9 protein-coding genes are annotated in these 19,144 nt (G+C 53.2%); all 9 read left to right on the top strand.

The genetic code is table 11. The features are described 5' to 3' along the window. Positions 1-2 precede the first annotated feature (2 nt). The 9 genes from ACJJIF_RS04465 to ACJJIF_RS04425 all read left to right on the top strand — a co-directional run bounded on the left by ACJJIF_RS04465 (position 3) and on the right by ACJJIF_RS04425 (position 19,133). Positions 3-5,576 (top strand): non-ribosomal peptide synthetase, encoded by a 5,574-nt coding sequence (locus ACJJIF_RS04465; protein ID WP_444931043.1) that lies wholly within the window; start codon positions 3-5, stop codon positions 5,574-5,576. Further along, positions 5,577-7,385, top strand: coding sequence for an ABC transporter ATP-binding protein (locus ACJJIF_RS04460; RefSeq protein WP_444931042.1), 1,809 nt, complete (start codon positions 5,577-5,579; stop codon positions 7,383-7,385). Further along, on the top strand, positions 7,382-9,136 hold the full coding sequence (locus tag ACJJIF_RS04455; protein WP_444931041.1) for an ABC transporter ATP-binding protein: 1,755 nt from the start codon (positions 7,382-7,384) through the stop codon (positions 9,134-9,136). The genes ACJJIF_RS04460 and ACJJIF_RS04455 overlap by 4 nt, the downstream gene beginning before the upstream one ends. Continuing rightward, positions 9,133-10,233 (top strand): saccharopine dehydrogenase NADP-binding domain-containing protein, encoded by a 1,101-nt coding sequence (locus ACJJIF_RS04450; RefSeq protein WP_444931040.1) that lies wholly within the window; start codon positions 9,133-9,135, stop codon positions 10,231-10,233. Before ACJJIF_RS04455 ends, ACJJIF_RS04450 begins: the two co-directional genes overlap by 4 nt. Then, complete coding sequence (locus tag ACJJIF_RS04445; protein WP_444931039.1) at positions 10,230-11,381, top strand: class I SAM-dependent methyltransferase; 1,152 nt, start codon at positions 10,230-10,232, stop codon at positions 11,379-11,381. The genes ACJJIF_RS04450 and ACJJIF_RS04445 overlap by 4 nt, the downstream gene beginning before the upstream one ends. Positions 11,382-11,390: 9 nt before the next feature. Then, on the top strand, positions 11,391-13,664 hold the full coding sequence (locus tag ACJJIF_RS04440; protein WP_444931038.1) for a class I SAM-dependent methyltransferase: 2,274 nt from the start codon (positions 11,391-11,393) through the stop codon (positions 13,662-13,664). Beyond that, entirely contained in the window at positions 13,654-14,760 is a 1,107-nt protein-coding gene (locus ACJJIF_RS04435; RefSeq protein ID WP_444931037.1) for a Gfo/Idh/MocA family oxidoreductase, read from the top strand. Before ACJJIF_RS04440 ends, ACJJIF_RS04435 begins: the two co-directional genes overlap by 11 nt. Positions 14,761-14,835: 75 nt before the next feature. Continuing rightward, a complete protein-coding gene (locus ACJJIF_RS04430; protein WP_444931036.1) occupies positions 14,836-15,723 on the top strand; it encodes an ABC transporter ATP-binding protein in 888 nt (295 codons plus the stop codon). Then, positions 15,720-19,133, top strand: a complete 3,414-nt coding sequence (locus tag ACJJIF_RS04425) for an ABC transporter permease (RefSeq protein ID WP_444931035.1) — start codon at positions 15,720-15,722, stop codon at positions 19,131-19,133. The genes ACJJIF_RS04430 and ACJJIF_RS04425 overlap by 4 nt, the downstream gene beginning before the upstream one ends. The last annotated feature ends 11 nt before the right edge of the window (positions 19,134-19,144 follow it).

Genomic DNA, 19,144 nt, shown 5'->3' with positions numbered 1-19,144 from the left:
CCATGACGGCTATGGAACTGATCGACGAACTACAAGGGCTTGGGGTTGAACTTTGGACCGAGTCTGAACAATTGCGTTTCCGCGCAGCCAAAGGCCTGCTGACCGAGCAGCACAAGCAAAGGTTACGGGAGCATAAGTTACAAATTATTGAAATATTAAACGCTGCTCAATCAGGCGCTGGCAATGACTCTGGTTTGGGGGTGGTGGTCGAGGCCGACACAGAAAATCGGCATGAGCCTTTCCCTTTAACCGATGTACAGACTGCCTATTTGTTGGGGCGGCAAAATGCATTTGGCTATGGTGGCGTTGCCTGTCACGGTTACCTGGAGCTGGAATATCCCGGATTAAACCCAAAAGGTTTGCAGGAAGCCTGGAACCAGCTGATTGAGCGTCACCCTATGTTGAGGGCGGTTATTGAGCAGGAGGGATATCAGCGGGTCCTCCAGGAAGTGCCGCACTACCAGATGATCAGTCAGGACCTCACCGGCATGGATGAGGAAGCCCTGGAGCTCGCCCTTAAATCGGTGAGAGATGAACTGGACCACCGTGTGTACACCATTGGTGAGTGGCCGATGTTCGAGCTGCGCCATACCCGCACGGATAAAGGACATATCGTACATTTCTCTATGGATGCACTGATCGCAGACTGGGCCAGTGCGGGCATACTGTTCAGCGAGCTTGATACTCTGCTAGCGAATCCCGGTGCCTCCCTACCTGCACTGGAAATTGATTTTCGCGATTACCTACTGGCCGAACGGAGTCTACTGGACAGCCAGGGCTACCAAAACGACCGCCGCTATTGGTTGGACCGCCTCGATCAACTGCCGGCCGCACCTGAGCTACCGGTATTGCCGCCAGCCTCAGAAGTGGAATCTGTACGCTTTAATCGCCATCACTACCGCTTGGACACGGCGCACTGGCAGACACTGAAGCAGCGAGCAGGAACTGCCGGCTTGACCGCGTCGGTTGCCGTGTTGGCTGCCTATGGAGCGGTATTGCAACGGTGGAGCCGTCAGCCACGCTTCAGCCTGAGTCTTACATTATTAAATCGATTGCCCTTACACCCTCAGGTCAATCAGCTGATCGGGGATTTTACTTCGGTCAGTGTACTGGCGATTGGTGATTCCACTGGAAAGTCCTTTCGCGATTGGGCGGCCAGCATCGGCGAGCAGCTGTTCAATGATATTGATCACCGCTTGTTCTCCGGCGTGGAAGTACTGCGGGAGCTATCCCGTGCACGAGGACCCGAGGCCGCATTGATGCCGGTGGTATTTACCAGTGCTATTGGCCTGGGAGATACAGAAAAACCTGCCAGCGGTAGAGAGTCTGGCAGAGGAATTACCCAGACACCGCAAGTCACCCTGGACTGCCAGGTGAGAGATGACGCCGATGGTCTGGAAATTAACTGGGATGTGCGCCAGGGCGTTTTTCCATCGGGCCTGGTGGAAGATATGTTCGCGGCATTTACCGGCTTGTTGAATGAGCTTTCCACGAGTGGCGATGGGCAATGGCTGAGTACATCTCCGGTTTCTTTACCCGAGTGGCAGCAACAGGAGAGACATCAGGTTAATCAAACCGATGGACCTGTTCCTTCAGCGTTATTGCATCAGGGCATTTTTGCCCAGGCAGCGGCGACGCCGGAAGCTATCGCCATTATTGATTGCAATGGCAGTGTGAGTTATGGCGACCTGGCAAAAAAAGCGGCGGGCATCGCCAAAGCCCTGGCCAAAGAAGGTTTCCAGCTGGGTGGCCGCGTTGCTATCGCAATGCCGAAAGGGCGAGAGCAAATAGCGGCGACCCTCGGTGTGCTTTTGGCCGGTGGAATCTATTTGCCACTTGACTCGGCACAACCGGAAATACGCCTCAATAAATTGTTGCTCAGTGCAGAGGCGGAATACGTCCTGACACTCAGTGACCTCGCCAGCCAAATTAAGTGGTCGCCAGAAGTGCAGGTCGTCAGTGTCGATAACCTGGCTCCTGAAACCGAGATCCCGGTAGCCAGTAATGGCGACCCGGAGCAGCTGGCTTATGTTATCTACACCTCCGGCTCTACCGGCGAGCCCAAGGGTGTGATGATTAATCATCGGGCCGCTTTAAATACGGTGCTGGATATTAATCGCCGCTTCGAAGTGGGCCCGGGCGATCGTATTTTGGGTTTGGCCCAACTCAGTTTTGATTTGTCGGTCTACGATATTTTTGGCCCCTTGGCAGCCGGTGCGATTTTGGTGCTGCCCGATCCGGCCCGCGGCGCAGACCCTTCACATTGGGCGGAGGTCATGGATGAGCACCGAGTGACATTGTGGAACTCTGTCCCCGCGCAGTTGCAAATGCTGGCCACCTATCTGGATACAGAGCCTCGGCCGCTGTCCGAATGGCGATTGGCAATGCTATCGGGAGATTGGATTCCGGTTACTTTACCGGAACATATCAGGCGCCATGTGCCAGCACTGGACCTGATCGGCATGGGTGGGGCTACAGAAGCTGCAATCTGGTCCAACTACCACCGTATTGATCGAGTCGATCCTGCCTGGAGCAGTATTCCCTATGGCGTGCCGCTGACGAACCAGGGCTTCCGGGTGCTGGATAGCCAGTTGCGCGATGCCCCTGTGTGGGTGGCGGGCGAGCTGATGATTACTGGCCTGGGGTTGGCCGATGGTTACCTCGGTGATGCGGCCCTCTCTGAGCAGAAGTTCTTCTCTCATCCGGTGGATGGCCAGCGCCTTTACCGCACTGGTGACTTGGGCCGCTATTTACCCGGTGGTGAACTCGAATTCCTGGGCCGTGAAGACGGACAGGTAAAAATTCGAGGACACCGTATCGAATTGGGAGAAGTGGAGTCTGCATTATTGGCCCACCCCGCAGTATCAACAGCAACGGCGGTGATTGAGAAGAAAGAGGGCGACTCGCGAGCGGACTTAAATCTGTTGGGCTTTGTAGAAAGCCGTCGCTTAGATGATGCAGAACCGGCGACTATTGATCCCGAGCTGGTGAATTCAGTGCGTCAGTTTGCGCACTATCAGGCTGGTGAGCCAGAAGCTGCCAGTGTCGGCGATTATGTGCAGGCACTTGAAAATGCATCCCTGTTATCGATGCTTCACGGTCTGATGGAATTAAGGGCGTTTACAAATTGTGAGCAGGGATATAGTGCAGAAGAAGTTCTCTCCTTAGCCAAAGTACATGAAAAGCATCACTGGTTAGTGCGTCGTTGGTTGGACCTTCTCGTTAACGCAAAGCTGCTCAGTTTCAGCAGCTCAAGTGGACAATATACGCTTGCTCAACAAATCGATGCTTCCATTGTTGATGTCGCCTGGAAGCGGGTTGAGCAGGGGATTAAAAGCAGCTTTTGTAATCGGGAATTCCTGCTATATCACCGGGATCATATCGAGTTATTACCGCAGTTATTAGCGAATCAACAAAACCCATTTGAGCTGTTGTTCCCCCAAGGTGACCAGCAGGTGGCTTTGGCTCTCTATCGGGATGATCTTATCGCCCGCTATAACAATGCCGCCGCTGCCGCATTAATTAACCGCATTGCCGCCCAGAGCGATAGAGGGTTAAGGGTTCTTGAGCTGGGTGCGGGCACAGGGGCTACCAGTGCTTCTGTTATTCCCATGTTAGATGGATATGACGTCGACTATCTATTTACTGACATGACCGCATTTTTCCTGACTGAGGCTCGCCGCCAATTTAAAGAGTGGCCTTGGGTGCGCTTTGGATTAATGGATCTCAATACCGACTATCGCGCCCAGGGTTTGGCTCCTAATAGCGCAGATGTCATTTTATGTGCAGGTATGCTCAACAGTACCCGAGATCCAGAGGCGGCTATTGCCAGTGTTGTGGAGTTACTGGCACCTGGAGGGTGGTTAATCCTGACTGAGCCAACGGTGGATCACGCCCATATCTTACTTACCCAGGGCTTTATGATGGACCCGGCGGGCGATGATCACGCTTGTGGTGCGACCAAGTTCCTGTCTATCGGGAAATGGCAGTCGCTGTTGAAAGCCAATGGCGCCGGACAAATTCTTTCCCTGCCTGAAGATGACCATCCTTTATCTGCCTTCGGCATGAATCTACTCGCCGCGCAGATGAAAACTGACAGACCGGATTTGAGTGCCAGGACACTGCGGGACTTTTTAGCGAATCGGTTGCCCGCGCATATGGTCCCCGCCCATTTACAAGTTATCGACCAGCTGCCGCTCACCGCCAATGGCAAAGTCGATCGCAAAAAACTGGCTGGTTGGCGACCTGCGACGGGTGATACGCAAGAGGCTGGGAACTCAGAGCAAATGGACCCACTGGAAACCGCTCTGTGCAAACTCTGGGCGAATGCGTTGAGTCTCGATAATGTCGGACGCCAGGATAGCTTTTTTGATCTCGGTGGTGATTCGCTGATTATGGCGCGGGTTGCAGGGCGATTGCTGGAAGAAATTCCGGAAGCGAAACCTTTCACTTACGACGCCTTGTTGCGCCACATGCTCAATGGACCAACGGTTGCGGCATTGGCCAGAGCACTGAGAGTTGAGCCGGGTGCCGTTGCAGATGAGCAGGCAGACACGGATAGCGACAACCTGGTGGCAACTACCCGCGAGGGCAGCAACTCCTTGATGGTTCCTTTCAGTCATATAGGCGAGGGTAAAGGGGCATCCAAAGAAGAGGCGCCGGTGCGGATTATGTTCCATGCGGCCCTGGGTACCCTGGATTATTTCCAGCACCTGGGTAAAGCGCTTGCGGCTCAAGATCTGGGCCCGGTCATTGGAATTGCTGTTGCCAATACAGAAACGTATCTGTCCATTGATGCCAAAGAGTTAATCGAGCGCACCGCCGATGATTACGCCCAAAGAATCATCGACGAGGGCTACCAGCGTTGCCAGTTAATTGGCTACTGCCTGGGCGGCCTGCTGGCCACAGAAGTTTCGCGGAGATTGCTGGAGCGCGGCATCGATGTGGTTGACCTGAGCCTGATAGACAGTATCCCAATGTTTGTCGATACCGATGAAGAGCTGGCTTTCGAAGCGATTTTTGCCCCCAACCTGAATCTCGACCCGGTAAAAGCGGTATTTGGTGAGCATATCGAGAGCGAGGATATTTCCCGCGCGATCGAGACCTTAATGCAGAAACACAACGGTCGTATTCCCGCCGGTGCGATGGCAGAACTCGACGGTGATACCGGGCTTAAAGCGGTAGCGGAAGCCGTGCGGCAACGCTCTCAACTCACCCAGGAACAGCGCCTGGCCGGTTATACCGAGATGGCCTCTGCCCAGGCGGGTGTGCCGGTTGAAGCTGCGATGATACCGGGGCTTTTCCGGGTGTGCCGACACAGTATGCGCGCTGCCTGTTTTGATCTGCCTCCCTATATTGGGAATATGACCTACTTGCGCTGCCAGGAAGAGCAATCCTTCGGTGTCACCGCCGGCGTAGGCCATATGGCTGCGCCTTATTGGCAGGATGTTTGTCTGGGTGATTTTGAATTAATTGATGTGCCGGGCAATCACTTCAGCGTGATGGAGCCGCCGCAGGTTGCGACTGTCGTTGAGCACTTGGCAAAACCCTTACAGCGCGGTAAAGCGGGCAAATAAATGGCTGAGTACATTTCGCCAAAGTTCAACTTGCCAAAGCCAAACCTGCGGGAACTGATGCGTCCATTTCGTGGCCTCGTATGGCTGGGGGTGGCGCTCGGTGCCTGCGGTGCGCTCACTTCGCTGATTCCTTTTATCGGTATTGTTGAGCTGGCTCGCCGGTTCCTGGCGCCCGATATCACTGGTATCGCCGAGGCGATTATTCCCGTTGTCTTCGCGATAGTTGTCGGGCTGGCGATGGGTTGGATCTGCACCGTGATCGGTTTGTGGTTAACCCATATTGCGGACCAGCGTATGCAGGCGGAACTGCGACGGGCCCTGGTGCGGAAATTGGGACAAGTGCCCCTGGGGTGGTACAACGAGCACACCTCCGGTGCGGTCCGTAAGGCAGTGCAAGACGATCTCGATGATCTCCACCATATGGTTGCGCACCATCAGGTGGAGTTGGCCGCTGCGTTTGCACTGCCGCTGGCGGGCTTGGGCTATTTGTTCTGGCTCGACTGGCGTTTGGCCCTGTTAGCAGTAGTTACCTTGCCAATTTACCTCGTGTCCTACGCCTGGATGATGCGTGGTTTCGGGGAAAAAATGCAGCAGCTGGATAAGGACTTTGGTCGGGTCAGTGCTGCAATTGTTGAATTTGTCCACGGTATTGCGGTGGTCAAGGTTTTCTCGCAAACCGGTCGCGCCCACGGGAATTACCAACAAGCCGTGGAAGATTTTAGTCGCCGTTATACAAGCTGGGTTACACCGCTTGTGCGTCTGGAGGCAGTCACCTCTCTGGCCCTATCGGTGCCGGTCATCATGTTGGTGAGTCTGGGAGGGGGCGCCTGGTTGGTAGTGAATACAGGCATTCAGCCAATCGATGTTCTTGCAACCACACTGATCGCGGTAATGATTCCTCAGACCATCCTGACTTTGAGCCAGGGATTAACCGCCCAACAAAAAGCCAAAGCAGCCGCAGCCAGGATTGACCAACTATTGGAGGTTGCGCCCTTGGCTGTGACTTCTGAACCCAAAGAGCCCAAAGATACAGGGCTGCTCTTTAAACAGGTCAGTTTTGCCTATACCCGGGATCGGCAGGTATTAAGCGATATTACTTTGCGTTGCCGGCCCGGCTCGATCACAGCTTTGGTGGGGAGTTCCGGTGCCGGTAAATCCACCCTGGCCAAGCTGGTGCCCCGATTTTATGACGTGACCCAAGGTGCTGTGCTCCTGGGAGATGTCGATATCCGTGATATCGCCCCAGACAATTTATATCGACATGTGGGCTTTGTACTTCAGGAGACCCAGCTGTTGGCCGGTACTGTGGCAGATAACCTACGCCTTGGGCGCCCGGATGCCAGTGACCAGGAGCTGGTAGATGCAGCGCGCAGTGCCTGCATCCATGAACACATTTTAAGTTTCCCCCAAGGATACCAGGCGGTTATTGGCAAGGATGCTTTTTTTTCTGGTGGAGAAGCACAGCGTTTAAGTATCGCGCGCACGCTTTTAGCAGATGCCCCTGTGTTGATTTTGGATGAGGCCACAGCTCACGCCGATCCGGAATCTGAAGCCCAGATTCAACAGGCATTATCTTGTTTGGTGCGCAATCGTACTGTGCTGGTGATTGCTCATAAGCTGCACACCATCGCCGGCGTTGACCAGATTGCGGTTCTGGACAATGGCCGCCTGGTTGAATGCGGAACTCATCGACAACTGTTGGCAGAGGGCAAGCACTACGCTGAATTATGGCGTTTGTACAACAGTGCTGAACAAAACGAAGAAGTAATTAATGTTGGGGCTCAGGTTATTAGCGGGGTCTCATCATGATTCGCAGTTTGCTTGCTATTCTTGGGCCTGCGCATCGCCGTGAAGTTGGTATTTATGCTGTATGGCTTCTCGCCTATGGGGTTTTGCAGGGAGTCGCGGTGACACTTCTGGTGCCTCTGCTCAGTGCACTGTTGGCCTCTGAGATGGAGGCGGTTGGGTTCTGGCTAATTGCTCTGTTCTCGGTCGTCGCAATTGCCTGTATTGCCCGTTACCAGCAAACCGTCAAAGGGGCGGCACTGGCCATTCTGATATTGAAAACCCTGCATAATCGCTTGGGTGAACACCTCTCTCAACTTCCTCTGGGTTGGTTTAACTCCGAAAGAGTCGGTCGTGTATCCCGCAGTGCAACTGGGGGCACCTTGATGGTGACCAATATATTTGCACATTTGCTACCCCCTGTTGTCAGCGGCGTTGTCACTCCGCTTACCGTGGGGGTGGCGATGTTGTGGTTTGACTGGCGCTTGGGGCTGACCGCTTTGTTGTTTGTGCCCCTGATTTATATCGGCCATCGCTGGTCCGCCCGGTGGATAGGCGCCATGGAAACGGAAGTGGATGCTGCCGGTGCCCGCGCCAGTAGTCGGGTAGTGGAGTTTGCCCGCAATCAAGCGGTACTCAGGTCATTTGGCAAAAATATCAGTGGTTACCCTCCACTGGAAGAGGCGATTGCCGAGCAAAACAGGGCGGCGGGTTCCATGTTGCGGCAGACCTTCCCCCGTTTGTTTGCCGGTGGCTTTATGGTACAGCTCGCCTTTGCCGCTATTATTGCAGTGGGCATTTGGCTCACACTCAATCAACAACTTCTCCCCGTTGAGCTGGTGGCTTTGCTAGCTTTAGCGGCCCGATTTACCGGTCCTCTGGCGGAACTCGCCGGGCGCAGTGGTCTGCTGCGTATGGCCGGTAATGATTTACGCAGACTGGCCGCTATTCTTTTTGAGCAGCCGCTACCTCAGCCATCCAAATCTCAGCCATTTACCGAGCAGATCGGATGGGTTGAATTTTCAAACGTGAGTTTTAGCTACAAGCCGGGACAACCGGTATTGAGCGATCTCTCTTTTAGGGTTTCTCCGGGTACCACCACAGCGATAGTCGGTGCATCAGGCTCGGGTAAAACCACCATCACCCGTTTGTTGCTGCGTTTTTTTGATACCGATCAGGGCCAGGTAAAAGTGGGCGGGGTGGATGTGCGGCAACTGCGCACAGAAGACCTGATGCAGCAGATTTCTATCGTTATACAGGACGTGTACCTGTTCAGCGACACCCTGGAAGCGAATATTCGCTTGAGCTGTCCCGAAGCCAGTCAGGAAGAGCTGGAACGTGTGGCGAAACTGGCTGGAGTGGATGAGATTATCGAGCGCTTGCCGCAGGGGTGGCAGACCCAGGTGGGTGAGGGAGGTGCTGCACTTTCCGGCGGCGAACGCCAGCGGGTTTCCATTGCCCGCGCCCTATTAAAAGCCGCACCGATCGTTGTGCTGGATGAAGCGACAGCGGCACTGGACCCGCGCAATGAAAAATACCTGAACAGCTCCCTGAGGCAGTTACAACAGGGTTCCACTCTTATTGTGATCGCCCATCAATTGTCCACCGTGATGAATGCAGACCAAATTATCGTACTTGAAGCAGGTGCGGTGGCTGAAGTTGGCAATCACCGGGAGTTGTTATCCCAGCAGCGCCGTTACGCACATTTTTGGCACCAGCGCAGCCGTGCAACTGGCTGGCAACTGGTTGAGACCGATACGGAGGTGAGCTTGTGACAATTGCGATTTTAGGTGGCTACGGCGATGTGGGCGCAGCCGTTACCGGTTATTTACATTCCCTGGAAGTGGGCCCTTTGCGTATCGGTGGTCGCAATGCACATAAACAGCCGCTATCCAGTAATTCAGTTATTTCCTATCAGGCGGTGGACTACCTGGATACAGGCTCACTGGATAAGTTTGTGTCCGGTTGCAAGGTTCTGATTAATTGCGCAGGACCTTCACATTTAATTGGCGACAGGGTTGCCAAGGCTGCGGCACAAGTGGGAGCAGCCTATATCGATGTTGCTGGCGATGAAGCTCTCTATAAGCAACTCGATTCATCCTATTACCAGAGCAGTGGATTGATCGCAGTCTTATCTGCTGGATTACAGCCGGGGCTTAGTAGCTTGTTACCACGCTGGCTGGCAGAGCAGGAGTTTTCGCAGGTAGAGAGCCTGACCAGTTATTTCGGTCTGCGCGATCGGTTTACCGATGTCGCCGCCGATGATTATTTACAAGGCGCCAACGAACAGCACAGCAAGCCTTTAGCGGCTTGGCGTAAAGGTTGCAGGGTGAATGGTGTGCTGAAGCGCCGCTCCGATGTGGAACTGCCGTTTTTTCCAGACACAGCCACTGTTCTCCCCTATTTAAACAGTGAAAGCGAGCGTTTGGCCCGGGACTTATCCCTCTCTGAAGGCGATTGGTATAACGCGGTTAGCGGCTCTTATATTTTATCCGCCTTTAATACTGCCCATGGTTTGAGCCGCGATAAAGCGCGTGCAGCCCTGTGTCGGGCCAGCGAATTGGATCTGGCGGGGCGCGATCCCTATGTGCTGATGCTTTTGCAACTTACCGGTAAATACAACGAGCAAGAGCGCACTCGCACAGCCGCGTTGCGGGGCACTGGCAATGCAGATCTAACAGCAGCGGTAGCCGCAGTCACCACTATGGCTGTACTTCGCGATGAAATCCCAGCGGGTTGTCACTACTGCGCCCAAGTATTGCCGCCGGCATTAGCGATGGAGCGTATGTCGAAGATTGGGGCATTGAGTTTTTTAACCACCCTGGAAACAAGTATTGAAGATATGGTGTGCCTTGAGGAGGGAGCCATTTGAAAAACCTAACACCTCCACCCGCCGATGCCGCCCATAAGGCTGGGCTGGCAGCTTTACCCGCTGAGCTTGCTACAGACAGTGGTTTGGCAAAACTGCCGGCTGCAATGCAGAGGCTTGAGTTTATCAGCCTGCGGGCGATTATGGAGTTATTTTCCTCCAGCGGAGCGCTGACTCCAGAGAGTGTTGGGCGCGGCAGTGAGGAAATTATTAATACACTAGGTACCGCCTGCCGACACCATTGGCTGGTTCGCCGCTGGCTGGTGGCCTTGGTTGAACGAGAGTTTTTGAAGCTCAGTAATGGCAACTACTCCTGGGAGCAAATTCCTGAGAGTGCAGTCGGAGCAGATAAATTACCGGAGGCCTACGGTGCGTTGGGATTTCCACCGGAAATGGCCGAGTCACACCAAAAGCTCCTGAGGCATTTGTCTGAACTGGTGCGGGATCAAGTTTCCATTAATCAACTGCTGTTCGGGAATGGAGAAATACTAACGGCACTGGCCGCTTACCAGAACAACTGGTTTACGACATATCTCAATTATGCCGCAGCGTACATCGTAAAACAGGCCGTCAAGCCAGGGCCTATGCTCAGGGTGCTTGAATTGGGGGGAGGTGCTGGCCTAACCACATCGGCAATTTTAGATACTTTAGCCGGCAGGCCGGTTAATTATCGCTTTACCGACGTATCACCGGTATTTACCACTGCGGCACAGAAAAAATTTCGCAATCACATCGGTTTGCGTTGCAGCCTGCTCGATATCAATGTCGATTTTTCTGCACAGTCAATTGCGCCGGCAAGTACCGATGTCGTTGTGGCTGGCAATGTTTTGCACAATGCTGCTCATATTGGCCAAACGCTACAGCGTATTCGCAGGTCGCTTGTCCCTGGTGGCTGGCTATTGTTTAGCGAATCCACTCGGGATAACCACGCCATGTTAACGGCAATGCAGTTTCTGCTTTCCCCTGCTGAATCCGGGACTCTTTTGGGCAGTGAAGATCGGCGAGGGGGCTCGGATCAGGTATTTATTGATAGCGCAGCCTGGCAGGAAGAGCTGGTTAGCGCTGGCTTTGAGATTAAGTATTTCCTGGCACCCTCGACATCGCCGCTATCAGTAGCGGGCCAAACCTTATTTGTTGCAAGGGCTGTTTAAGGGACTGTGATGAAAATAGAAGCAATAGCAGCAAATATTTTAAGTGGTTTGGAACAGTTGGGTGAAGATCCGGCATTATCACTTGATGGCAATGACTGGAGTGGCAGTCAGGTGCTGTCTTGGACTGGTTCCGTGGTTGCAAAGCTCAGTGAGCAGCTTGCAGAACAGGGCTCACAGCGAGGCCAAACACTACTCTGGCAAGCTGAAAATTCTGGGAATGGATTGCCTCTGCTGATGCACCTGGTGGCACTAAGGCTGGGCATCGGGTTTGAACTTGTGTCTGAGGCGAACCCAGAGAAGGATTGCTTGACCTTAGAGGTACAAATCCCGAATGGGCTAGAAGGCTATCGAGGTGAGTTTTCGGTATTGCTGGCAGAAAACATCCCCGTGGAGACAAACCTTACCTTAATCAAAGCGCAGCAAGAAGCTCTGGGGCCTATTCAGGGAAAGGTCGCCGTATTTTCTCCGCTCAATGAATTTGCTCGCTTTGGTATTTTCGCAGCATGGAGTTGTGGGCTGCCTGTGCGATTGCAGGACCCCGCTATCAACCCAGCTAAAGCGCTGGTTGCTCTGGAGCGCTCAGGGTTTTCCGGCGTGGTATTGACGGCAACTTTGCTAAAAGGCTTGGTCGCACACCCGGCATTGGCCCTGACCAATCTCAAAAGCCTGCAATGCCTATTGTATGAAACCGATGTCTTGCTATCACAATCGTTGTTGCGGGATATTCAACGCTTATTGGCAAACGATATTTCCGGTTGGGTCCGTACCGATAAAGGTATAGAACCCGTTGCAAAGGTCCAGCAAGCCCAGACCCAAAAGCTTGCGACTCTTGTCGAAAGTGTGGCGAAACACCCTGCGGTTGCCAGCTCCGTGACAATCCCCCTTGCTGGAGAGAATCGCTGGGCGGTCTTTGCGCAGCCCAAAATGCAGGCAGAGGCCAGTAACCTTGATATGGCGGGGTTGTTCGAGCGAATTAATACCGAGCTGGATGCGGAATTTGCCCATATTGATTTGGAACATGCGGTAAAGGTTACGGAACAACTTAACGCTACTGCTTTGCTATCCATGCTGAATGCTTTCAGCCACCTGGGATTGTTTTGCGATCGACATTCAGTACACAGCTTAGCGGAAATACTTGAAGCCCCTCCGGTGGCTCAGCAGCACCGAGCTTTGATCAAGCGCTGGATCAGGGTTTTGCAGGAGCAGCAGTTACTAAGTACTGATGGCGAGTATTGGTTGCTTGAGGTAGATCCAGACAGCTACAGTGATGCTGCCCTGGCTATGGCATGGACTCGGCTGGAACAGGAATGGCGGATGCTGTCTGGAGCCAGTAAAACGATTGATTACGCCCGCGCTAACGCGGAACAATTACCGGATCTGATTCGGGGTAAGGTTCAGGCTGTGCATCTGTTGTTTCCTCGTGGAAGCACTGAGCTGGCTAGTGCACTTTATCGGGAGGGTATAGCGGCCAGGTACCAGCAGCATTCAGTAAGAGCTTTATTGAAGTCCATCTTAAATAACTGGGAAGGGCAGCAACAGACTCTGAAAATATTGGAAGTTGGTGCTGGCACTGGGTCGACTACCCAGGCTCTACTGCCAGTGTTGGATGGTGTCAGTGGCCATATCAACTTTGAATACCAGTTTACGGATATCTCTGCGGCTTTTCTCGATAGCTTTTTCGCAAAACATGGGGATCAGGAGCAGCGCCCCTGGTTGCACCGTGGATTGTTTGATATTGATCGTTCACCGCGCAGCCAGGGATTTTCCCCCAATAGCTTCGATGTAATTATTGCCGGCGGTGTTTTTAACGCCGCCCGCGACACAGATGCATCATTGCGCAGGGCAGCCGAGTTATTGCGCCCTGGTGGCTGGTTCATTATGACGGAGCCAACCAGTGAGGAGTTTTGGGTGATGGCATCACAGGCGTTTATGTTGGTGGATGCCGTCGATGAGCGCACAGATACCGGTGCAACCTTCCTGTCACTTTCCCAGTGGCACAACGCCATGGATGCCGCCGGCTTACAGCTGGTCATGGATTTGCCTGCCTCCGAACACCCTTTGTCCAGACAGGGGCACCGCTTCTTTGCCTGTAGAGCCAAGCAACATCAAATGCGACTGTCAGCAGATTGCCTGGCCGAATATCTCGATCACTTTAAGTCAGAAATCTATATCGAAGTTTTGGACAAATTGCCTTTGACTCTTGAGGCGCAAATAGATAAGGACCAATTAGAGAAATGGGCCGTGTCCATGGCTGAAAACCGAGGAGAGTCAAATGGGAGTTGATAACCGCAAGCGGGTTGTCGTTGCAGGGACAGGTTTTGGTCGTATTTATCTCGAAGCCCTGACATCGTCCAGATTACCCGGCCGAGAACATTTTGAACTCTCTGGATTATTGGCTCGTGGCAGCGATTATTCCAGGAGCTGTGCCGAGCAATATGGAGTACCGCTCTATACCGAGGCAGAGCAGGTCCCCGATGATATCGATATTGTGTGTGTTGTTGTGCGTTCTGGTGCAACCGGGGGCGAGGGTTCTGAAATAGCACAATCGTTTCTTAAACGAGGCATTCATGTATTGCAGGAGCATCCGGTCCACACCAAGGAAATTACCGCCAGCCTGCTAGCTGCAAAGCAGGGGAATTCGGCCTATGCCGTTAACACCCTCTACCCCAATTTGCGCCCCACCAGGCAGTTCCTGGCTGCGGCAGAATACTTGCGTCGGCACCAGCGCCTGGAAATGATCGATGCTATTTGCAACAGCCAGATGGCCTATCCGCTATTGGATGTTATTGGTCGTGCAGTGGGAGGGCTTCGCCCCTGGTCTTTTAGCGAGCCGGTGCAACCAGAGGGCCATCCTTTTCAAAGTCTGTCGGCTACCTTTGGTGGTGTGCCCATGACTTTGCGTATTCAGAATCAGGTTCATCCACAGGACCCTGATAATCATTCCCTGCTATTACATCGGCTTGCTATAGGTGGCGAGGCTGGGGTTTTGACTTTGACTGATACTCACGGCCCCGTGCTCTGGAATCCCAGGTTGCATTCACCAAGGGACCAAACCGGCCGGCTTATTTTAAAGGGTGAGGGTACAGAGCGGCTGGCCGTTCCTAGCATGGTTACCCTGGGCGATACGGAAATGCGCAGTTACCACGATATTTTTGCCCTCACTTGGCCGGAGGCGGTTATTGAGGCTCTGCACTCCCTTTGTACTGATATCGCACAACCCGAGAAGCGCAAGCAAAGTGGTCAATGGGCATTGAGTGTCTCAATGGCGTGGAGTGATTTAACGGCCCGAATCGGTATGCCGACTTTGATCCAGCCAGGGGAACCGGAGCCGGTATCAATTCAGGCACTCGCGGATATTGTCGGTCAGGCTTGCGACTAGAGTTTTAAGAAAACACGAACAGCACAAAAAAGTGATTACGGAATTTTTACTTATAAAACGGGGTTAGGAGGAGAGATGCAAAATCAATCAGGGTTGATCATCGAAGGGCTCTTTAAGACATATAAAAATGGGGTGAAGGCGTTAAACGGCGTTAACTTGGAAGTTGGCCCCGGCATGTACGGATTACTTGGACCTAATGGTGCCGGGAAAAGTAGTTTGATGCGTACCTTGGCTACCCTGCAAACCCCGGACAGTGGTCGGATCATGCTGGATGGTGTGGATGTGCTGGCAAACCCGGACTTTATGCGCAGTAAACTGGGCTATTTGCCGCAACATATTGGCGCCTATCCTGGAATTGCAGCGCGGTCATTGCTGGAGCGTTTTGCCTGGCTCAAAGGCTTCACCGAAACAAGCGCAAGGCGCCATGAAGTGGATAGGCTATTGGAGCAGGTCAATTTGGCCGATGTAGCCGATCGAGCCGTATCAACCTATTCCGGCGGTATGCTGCGTCGTTTTGGTATTGCCATTGCATTGATTGGCGAGCCGCGCCTGATCATCGTTGACGAGCCAACCGCTGGCCTGGACCCGGCTGAACGCAATCGCTTTCACTGTGTTTTGGCGGATGTCGCGGCGGATGCCATTGTATTGCTCTCTACTCATATTGTTGAAGATATCGAAAACCTGTGCCAGCGCCTGGCCATATTGGCCTCTGGGCGTATTGTTGTTGAGGGCACAGCCCCGGAGGTCACAGGCCCTCATATAGGCAAGATGTGGCAAGCACTGATTCCCCGTGGCGAATCACTTCCCGCATCCCTGCACAATATTGCCAGACCCGATGGTACCCAGGTAATCGTACACGGGGAAAAACCCGCAGACTCTCGTTTTACTGCCCACACGCCTCGCCTGGAAGATATTTATCACTTGGCTATTGAGCAGGTAAAAGACCAGCGGGAGGCTGCATGAACAAGCTGGCGCTTATTGCCCATGAGGCAAAGCTGGAGATAAGAGCCGGATTTAGCAGCGGCATCGTGGCTTTAGCCTTCTGGGGGCTGGTGATCTACCTGCTTCTGAATTTGGTCAATGCCGACTACATGCAAAAAATGGGGGCCACAGATATTCCCCGGAACTCACCATCACTCATTTACCTGATGGGTGCGGGATGTATGTTCTTTCAGTTTTTTGCCTGGGCCTGGGTTTTCTCGCAGCCTATATTGCGGGACCGCAAAGCCAGTCTGCATGAAGTGATCTATACAACACCGAATTCCCTGAGCGTAATGCTCTGGGGGCGGTTTCTTGGCGCAGCGGTAATAGGAGCCATATTAAGTGCATCTGCGCTGGTAGGGTTTTTAGTCTCGCCGGTATTGGTGTGGATGGGCTTGCTGCCCGAAACAGCGATTGGCCCAGCGCCCTGGAAAGCCCTTGGCTTTGCATGGATCTGGTTACAGATTCCCGCGAGCATCGGTATTGGTGCTCTGTATTTTGTCGCTACGCTGCGAACCCGCAGCCTGGCCGGTCCTTTTGGGCTCGCAGCGGCTTTAATGATGTTGTGGATGTTTGCTGTGATCGTTCTTCGGGGTGGCAATATTAATCCGCAGCTGGCTGCGGTTATGGACCCCTCGCTGTTTACTTTCGTTTATACGGAGGTTACTTCCTGGACACCACTGCAAAAATCAACCTCCCTACTGCCGTTTACTTTGGGTTCGGTACTGAATCGAATTCTATGGTGTCTTGTTCCTTTGCTTGCCTTGGCGGCTTGCCTGAAATACTTGCGAAGGGAAACACTGGTACTGGAAGGGGCTGCCAAACCTGCCCGGGCGAAGGCCGCTAAAAAGGCAGCCACTCGCAAGGTTAAAGATTTCTCTCCATCTAAGCCCGATACCGCATCGGTTGGCCGCGCTTTGCGCCAACTCATGCTGGAAGCTCGCTGGAGATTACTTCACGTATGGAGTAGTCGTGCTTGGTGGGTCGGTGTTGCGGTCCTGGTAGTAATGGGGGTAGCCAGCTCGTTTACCCAGATCATCTGGCACGCTGAAGGGCCCATGGCACCGCGCTTGGAAATGCTGTTACCGCTTCTTAAGGATGTTATTTTCCTGGTTATTGCTTTTGTAATCGCCGCATTGACTGGCTTGGTGTGCCGTAGGGATCAGGTGCCCGGGTTTGACGACATGCTGTCTGCAACCCCCGCGCCCGACTACACACGATTATTTGGCGTTGCCCTTACCGTATTCGCCATGACCTTGCTGTTGGCCCTGTTGCCGGGTCTATCGGGCATTATTGCTGTGCTTCTCACCGCTCCGGCATCTGTCGATATCGTACAGGCGTTCACTTATCAATTGCTGATAGTGACAGCTCCTTTATTGGAGTTGTCGATGATGGTGCTTTTGGTGCATGCACTGTTCCGCCATGCGGGCTTTGCCTATTCCATGTCAATGTTTGTGACCTTTATCCTGGTCCTCAATCATGAGCTGGAGCTGGTGCATTACCCGCCCTATGAAGTGGGTATCACTGCTCATATTCAACTGTCAGCACTCAGTGGCTGGGAACCCTGGATCGGTTATTTATTGGCCTTGGATGGATTTAAAGTTGCGCTTGCCCTATTGATGATCGGCCTGGCTGCTCTTCTGATTCCCCGTGGACTGGATAGCCGCATGTCTCAGGGTTTTGCCCTGATACGTTCACGTCTTATGGCCCCTCAGGGTGCCCTGGTGGCTTGTTCTGCTTTATTTCTTCTCGGTCTCGGTTCTGTATTGGGAGATAGGCTGGTAGTGCAGGGCGGGTATCAATCACCAGAGCAACTCAAACAAGAAGATGCCCTCTGGGAATCTTATTGGCTGCCGAAAGCGAGTGGGTTTGAGGTGTCCGGTGGTGAATTGAATATCAATATCAACCCGGATAACCAAACAGTAGAAGGTGAGTGGTTATTGCATAAAGTTCATGTCGAAGGGCAGGGCTTGCAGTTTGAATTACCCCACGGATTTGTATTGGTTAAGGCCTTAGTGGGCGGGCGTGAAGTCACACCGGATCAGCGTTACGACCATATGTCGCTGCCAATATCAGGCTGCTCTGAACAGAGTTGTAACATCAAACTGTTGTGGCAAATGACGGCGCCGGGGTGGTCCGCAGAGGGAGAACCCTCAGGGCTGACTGCCAGTGGCGTCTGGTTACAAGCGAGCGATATTGTTCCGCGTATCGGTGTTGACCCCGAGCGTATCTTGCGTGTGTCAGCGGAACGTGAAGCGCTGGGCTTGAACCCTGAGTTCAGCCTGCCGGCTTCACAACTGGCCACAACCCTTGAGGGCGCGGCCCCATCGGGGGACTGGCGTTGGCAGATCCAAATCCAAAGGGATGATAAAAATGTCTTTAGTGAGCAGGGGAGCACTCATGGCCCCTTGGATTTCTCCATTCAATGGGCACCCAATACGAAACTAGCGGTATTCGATGGGTTTGATATTTCCCATGATTCCGATCGTTCAAATATGGTTTCCGCCATTGCTAAAGACGTTGGGCAGATGCAGGCCTGCGTGAGCCAGCGGCTGGGTACTGATATCGAAATTAAACGGATTGCCCAATGGCCAAGAGGACTTGGAGAGACACGGGCCAGCGGTAATTTGCTGCAACTGTCCGAGGGGCCTCATTGGGATATCGCCGATGAAGGTACAGGGCGCTGGCTGCGACGGGTCGATATCGCCCGAGCCTTGGCCCGCCAGCATTTACTGGAAAGTTCGGACTTACGACGTATTGCCGGCTCCGCGTGGCTCAGCGATGGAGTTTCTGGAGCGATTGGCCTGCTTTGTGTAGCGGAAATCGACGGCATCGAAGTGCTTGATGATGTGCTGGTTCGATACTCCGATAAGACGACCAGAGACTTGGCTGGCAGTGAGGTACCCGTTGAGCGCTTAAGCACCGCACCGATTTCCGGTTGGACTCGCTACTACGCGCCGGTGGCTGCACTGGATTGGACGCTTCTGCAATCTCCTGAGTCCCTGTCCGCGTTACTCGATGACATCAAGCAGCAGAAGAATATTGAAAATGTACTGAGCGCTTATGTCGGTGAGACACGGACACAAAATATGCTCGGGGCTCCTCTTTCGTCAGGTTTAACAGTCGAGTATTTGAAAACAGGTCAGATCCGTCTGGATGGACAGCGGTGGCGCTGGGAAAAAGGCGGGTGGCAATCTGTAACTGAAACTTCCAGTTATCGTTTGTTAGCCGATATTAATAAGTTGGATGCAAAGGTCATCGCTGGAAATGCACTGATTGATCGCTTGCTCTCCAAAAAAGTATTGGCCCTGGATATTTGGCCATCCTATCAGCGGGACCCTGCACAGAATTTACTGGCTGAGAGTTCTGAAGTTTTGAACAATGATTTATAGGTAGAAAGGAA

Source organism: Microbulbifer regidiadema (SeqCode) (genome assembly GCF_052467605.1).
Note: the sequence above shows the minus strand (reverse complement) of the source record. Positions and strands in the feature narration are given on the sequence as shown.

Excerpts from the sequence above, each read along its gene's own strand:
- ACJJIF_RS04465 (WP_444931043.1), top strand. The coding sequence starts at position 3 with ATGACGGCTATGGAACTGATCGACGAACTACAAGGGCTTGGGGTTGAA.
- ACJJIF_RS04460 (WP_444931042.1), top strand. The coding sequence starts at position 5,577 with ATGGCTGAGTACATTTCGCCAAAGTTCAACTTGCCAAAGCCAAACCTG.
- ACJJIF_RS04455 (WP_444931041.1), top strand. The coding sequence starts at position 7,382 with ATGATTCGCAGTTTGCTTGCTATTCTTGGGCCTGCGCATCGCCGTGAA.
- ACJJIF_RS04440 (WP_444931038.1), top strand. The coding sequence starts at position 11,391 with ATGAAAATAGAAGCAATAGCAGCAAATATTTTAAGTGGTTTGGAACAG.
- ACJJIF_RS04435 (WP_444931037.1), top strand. The coding sequence starts at position 13,654 with ATGGGAGTTGATAACCGCAAGCGGGTTGTCGTTGCAGGGACAGGTTTT.
- ACJJIF_RS04430 (WP_444931036.1), top strand. The coding sequence starts at position 14,836 with ATGCAAAATCAATCAGGGTTGATCATCGAAGGGCTCTTTAAGACATAT.
- ACJJIF_RS04425 (WP_444931035.1), top strand. The coding sequence starts at position 15,720 with ATGAACAAGCTGGCGCTTATTGCCCATGAGGCAAAGCTGGAGATAAGA.